This window comes from Agromyces sp. NPDC055658 (genome assembly GCF_053618155.1).
In genome coordinates this window covers 1-4,179 of the sequence record NZ_JBSHHD010000074.1, presented here as the reverse complement: position 1 = coordinate 4,179, position 4,179 = coordinate 1, and the positions used below count along the sequence as shown (strand labels likewise).

Here is a 4,179-nt window from a genome sequence, read left to right as displayed (position 1 = left end):
GAGCTCCGGCCACCAGGCCGGATCGGTCCAGAGGGCGAGCTCCTGCTCGAGGGCGGCGCCGACGCGGAAGACGGTCGCGTCGTCGTACGTGCGGCCGACGATCTGCACGCCCGTCGGCACGCCGTTCGGCGCGATGCCCGACGGCACGGCGAGCACCGGTACGCGGCCGATCACGTTGAACGGCAGCGTCATGAGCTTCGAGAAGATCGCGGCGCTGTCGGTCGACGGCTCGTCGGCGGCGAACCCGGTCGTGGCGATCGTCGGGCAGACGAGCACGTCGTAGTCCGTCATGAGCTCGGCGAAGGGGCGGTAGAACGCCGTCTCGGCGACGAGTCCGTCGACGTAGGCGCCGCCCTCGGCGGCGGCCGTGGCGAACGCCCGCGTGTACGGCATGAGCTGCTCGGCCCGGGCGGGGTCGCCCTCGAGGATCGACTCGATGAACGGCCCCATGACGGCGCCGAAGTGCGGCCACGCGGTCGCGAGCGTGCGCTCGGGGCCCCACGGCAGCTCGACGACGTCGACGGTCGCGCCCGCAGCCGCGAGCGCGAGCGCGACGGTGCGCGTGTTGAGCTCGACGGCCGGGTCGACGTCGTAGCCGCCGAGGTCGAGGCAGAGGGCGATGCGCACGCCCTCGAGCGAGCCCACGGTCCCCGAGACGGTCGCGATGTCGCGCAGGGATGCCGCGTCGCCGACCCACGGGCCGGAGATGACGTTCTGCAGCATCGCGACGTCGGCGACGCTCCGCCCCATCGGCCCGTCGGCGCAGTACGTGTCGGAGTTGAACGGCGCCATGCCCGGCACCCGCGCGAACGGGGGCTTGAATCCCACGACTCCGCAGAACGACGCCGGGATGCGGATCGACCCGCCGATGTCGGAGCCGGTCGCGAGCAGGGTCGAGCCCGCGGCGAGCACGGCGCCCGACCCGCCCGACGAGCCGCCGGGCGTGAGGTCGGTGTTCCACGGGTTGCGCGTCACGCCCCAGAGCTTCGAGTGGGTGACGGGCGCGCAGCAGTACTCGGGCGTCGTCGTGCGGGCGTGGATGACGGCGCCTGCCGCCTGGATCCGCTCGACGATCGGGTGGGTCTCGGAGGCGACGTGCCCCTGCTCCAGGAGGCATCCGTCTTCGAGGAGCCGGCCCGCGACGGGCTGCTCGTCCTTGAGCATGAGCGGGATGCCCTCGAGCGGGCGCAGGTCGTCGCCCGCGGCGAAGCGCGACTCCGACGTGCGTGCGGCGTCGCGCGCCTCGTCGATCCACTGCTCGGTGACCGCGTTGATCGAGGGTTCGGTCGCCTCGGTGCGGGCGATGACCGACTCGAGCAGGTCGACGGGCGACAGCTCGCGCCGGCGCATCAGCTCGGATGCCTCGGTGGCGGTGAGCCGGAAGAGTTCCATGTGGTGCCTTTCGGGGTGGGGCGGGGGTCGGTCGCGCGCGCGTCGGGCGTGCCGAACGTGTCGAGATCGACCCGTACGTCGTACGCTTCCGTACACTGTACGGACGATACTCTTGCACGCATGGCCTCACGTCAAGCGGCAGTTCCGGCGAAGCCGGGGTCGCGCGCTCGCACGGCACGCCAGACCCTCACCCGCCGCGAGGTCACCGACGCGGCGATCGCCCTCGTCGAACGCGACGGCCTCGACGGCCTGACCATGCGCCGCCTCGCGACCGAGCTCGGCTGCGCGCCGATGAGCCTCTACACGCACGTCAGCAGTCGCGACGACCTCGTCGACGCGATCGTCGAGCAGCTGATCGAGCGCCTCGACCTGCACGAGCAGCCCGGCGAGACGTGGCAGCAGGCGGTGCGCCGCACGCTCGCGTCGTACCGCGACCTCGCCGTGCAGGTGCCGCACGCGTTCGAGCTGCTCGCGCTCGCCCCGTACGACACCTCCCCCGTCGCACCGCACCTCGCCGGCGTGCTCGCCGGCCTCGAGCATGCGGGCCTGACGGCCGACCAGGCCCGGCAGGTGCTCGGCATCGTCGACGCCTACGCCTCGGGGTTCCTCGTGGTGTGGGCGCGCAGCCATGCGGCCGAGCGCCCGTCCGGCGCAGGGGTCGCCGCCGCCTCGACGGCCGACGTCGCCGGCATGCGCGAACTCGCAACGTTCGACCAGGGCCTCGAAGCACTCATCGCCGGGCTCGACGCGACGCTCGTGTCGGGCGCGAGGGCCACCGACCCTTGACACCGGCCGAAGCGCCCACTAACGTCGCTCGGCGATGGGTACGCTGATCTACTCCTGAGTGGTGAGCCGTGTCGAGCAATGCTCCACGGCTTCCGCATCGATGCCGGCGCTGAGCGCCGCTGATCGACGCGCAATCGACCGCCACTGATCATTCGGCTCGCAGCCGTCGACGCTCGCGCGCACCCCCTTCGGGCGGTGTCCGCCGACGAACCTCGACCGGCGCTCGCGACCTCGCGAGACGGGCCGGGAAGGAGCTCCCTCCATGTACCCCACCAGCCAACTCTCCCTCCACGCCGTGACCAAGCGCTTCGGCGAGCGCGTCGTGCTCGACCGGGTCGAACTCTCGCTCCGCCCCGGCGAGCGCGTCGGCATCATCGGCGACAACGGCTCGGGCAAGTCGACCCTGCTGCGCCTCATCGGCGGCGCGCTGAGCCCCGACGCCGGCGAGCTCGTCGCGCGCTTCGCCGGAGGCCTCGGCGCGCTCGACCAGGTGCTCGAGCTGGCGTCGGACGCGACCGTGCACGACGCGATCGACGCGTGCTCGACCGAGCTGCGCGGGCTCGAACGCGAGATGCACGCGGCCGAGCAGGGGCTCGCCGACCTCGAGGGTGCCGCGCTCGACGACGCCCTCGCCGAGTACGCGGCCATCACCGAGCGCTTCGAGGCGCGCGACGGCTACGGCGCTCCCGCCCGGCTCGATGCATCGCTCGACGCGCTGGGCGTCGGCGGCCTCGACCGCGACCGCGCGTGGGAGACGCTCTCGGGCGGCGAACGCTCGCGCGTCGCGCTCGCGGCGACGGTGGCTGCGAACCCCGAGCTGCTGCTGCTCGACGAACCGAGCAACGATCTCGACGACGACGCGTGGCAGTGGCTCGTCGATCGCCTGCGGGTGCACGACGGCACCGTGGTCGTGGTGACGCACGACCGCGCGTTCCTGCAGGCGCTCACGCAGGTGATCTGGGAGGTCGACGCCGCCTCGGTCGCGCGCTACGGCGACGGCTACCCCGGCTACCTCATCGCGAAGGCGAACGAACGCGAACGGCACCGGCTCGCCTACGAGACGTGGAAGGCCGAGCTCGCCCGCAACCGCGAGCTCGTCGCGGCGAACGCGGGGCGGCTCGCCGCGATCCCGCGCAAGCTCGACAAGGCCGGCATGGGCACGGGCGCGTTCCGGCCCCGTGGCCGCGACCACGGGGCGATGGGCCGCATCCGCAACGCGAAGGCGAGGATGTCGCGGCTGCTCGCCGCGCCCGTGATCCCGCCGGCCAAGCCGCTCTCGTTCGCGCCGACGGCCTTCACCGGTTCGGTCGACGCCCAGGTCGAGGGCGCCCCCTTGCTCGTGCTCTCCGGGGTACGGGTGGCCGAGGCATCCGTCGACGACCTCGTGCTCGCGCCCGGGGGCCGGCTGCTGATCACCGGACGCAACGGAGTCGGCAAGACGAGCCTGCTGCGCGTCATCACCGGGGAGCTCCGCGCCGATGCCGGCACGGTGACGGCCACGCCGCGCATCGGGCACCTGCGCCAGCAGAGCGCGATCCGGCCGAGTCGTCGCACCCTGCTCGAGGCGTACGCGGCGGGGATCCGCGAGGACCGCGAGACGGCCGAGGCCCGGCTGATGTCGCTCGGGCTGTTCCATCCGCGGGACCTCGTGGTGCCGGTCGGCGCGCTCTCGTACGGGCAGCGGCGGCGGCTCGAGCTCGCGCTGCTCGTGAGCGAGCCGCACGAGCTGCTGCTGCTCGACGAGCCGACGAACCACCTGTCGCCCGACCTGGTCGAAGACCTCGAAGGCGCGCTCGAACGGTTCACCGGCGCGGTCGTGCTCGTCTCGCACGACCGGCTGCTGCGCGAGCGGTTCGGAGGTCAGCGGCTGCGGCTGGACGGGCCCGAGTAGGCCGCACCACGACATCGGGGATCGCCACGGTCTCGGTCCGACCGGCGCGGATCCTTGCGATCCTGCGGCGATCTCCGATCGCGCGGAGGCCTCCCGGCGACGCGCGAAAC

General features: G+C 73.1%; 3 protein-coding genes. 2 read left to right on the top strand and 1 reads right to left on the bottom strand.

Annotated elements, in window-relative coordinates; translation table 11 throughout:
- A partial coding sequence (locus ACWGPE_RS18480; RefSeq protein WP_304504454.1) for an amidase occupies window positions 1-1,392 on the bottom strand: 1,392 nt, incomplete at its 3' end.
- Window positions 1,393-1,512: 120 nt separating this feature from the next.
- Here ACWGPE_RS18480 and ACWGPE_RS18475 point away from each other — a divergent pair.
- Both ACWGPE_RS18475 and ACWGPE_RS18470 read left to right on the top strand, forming a co-directional pair.
- A complete protein-coding gene (locus ACWGPE_RS18475) occupies window positions 1,513-2,178 on the top strand; it encodes a TetR/AcrR family transcriptional regulator (RefSeq protein ID WP_275506396.1) in 666 nt (221 codons plus the stop codon).
- Between the two features lie 262 nt (window positions 2,179-2,440).
- Window positions 2,441-4,069: an ABC-F family ATP-binding cassette domain-containing protein gene (locus ACWGPE_RS18470; protein ID WP_452049233.1), complete on the top strand. Its 1,629-nt coding sequence runs from the start codon at window positions 2,441-2,443 to the stop codon at window positions 4,067-4,069.
- Window positions 4,070-4,179 lie beyond the last annotated feature (110 nt).

Coding starts and splice junctions, on each gene's coding strand:
- ACWGPE_RS18475 (WP_275506396.1), top strand. CDS start 1,513: ATGGCCTCACGTCAAGCGGCAGTTCCGGCGAAGCCGGGGTCGCGCGCT.
- ACWGPE_RS18470 (WP_452049233.1), top strand. CDS start 2,441: ATGTACCCCACCAGCCAACTCTCCCTCCACGCCGTGACCAAGCGCTTC.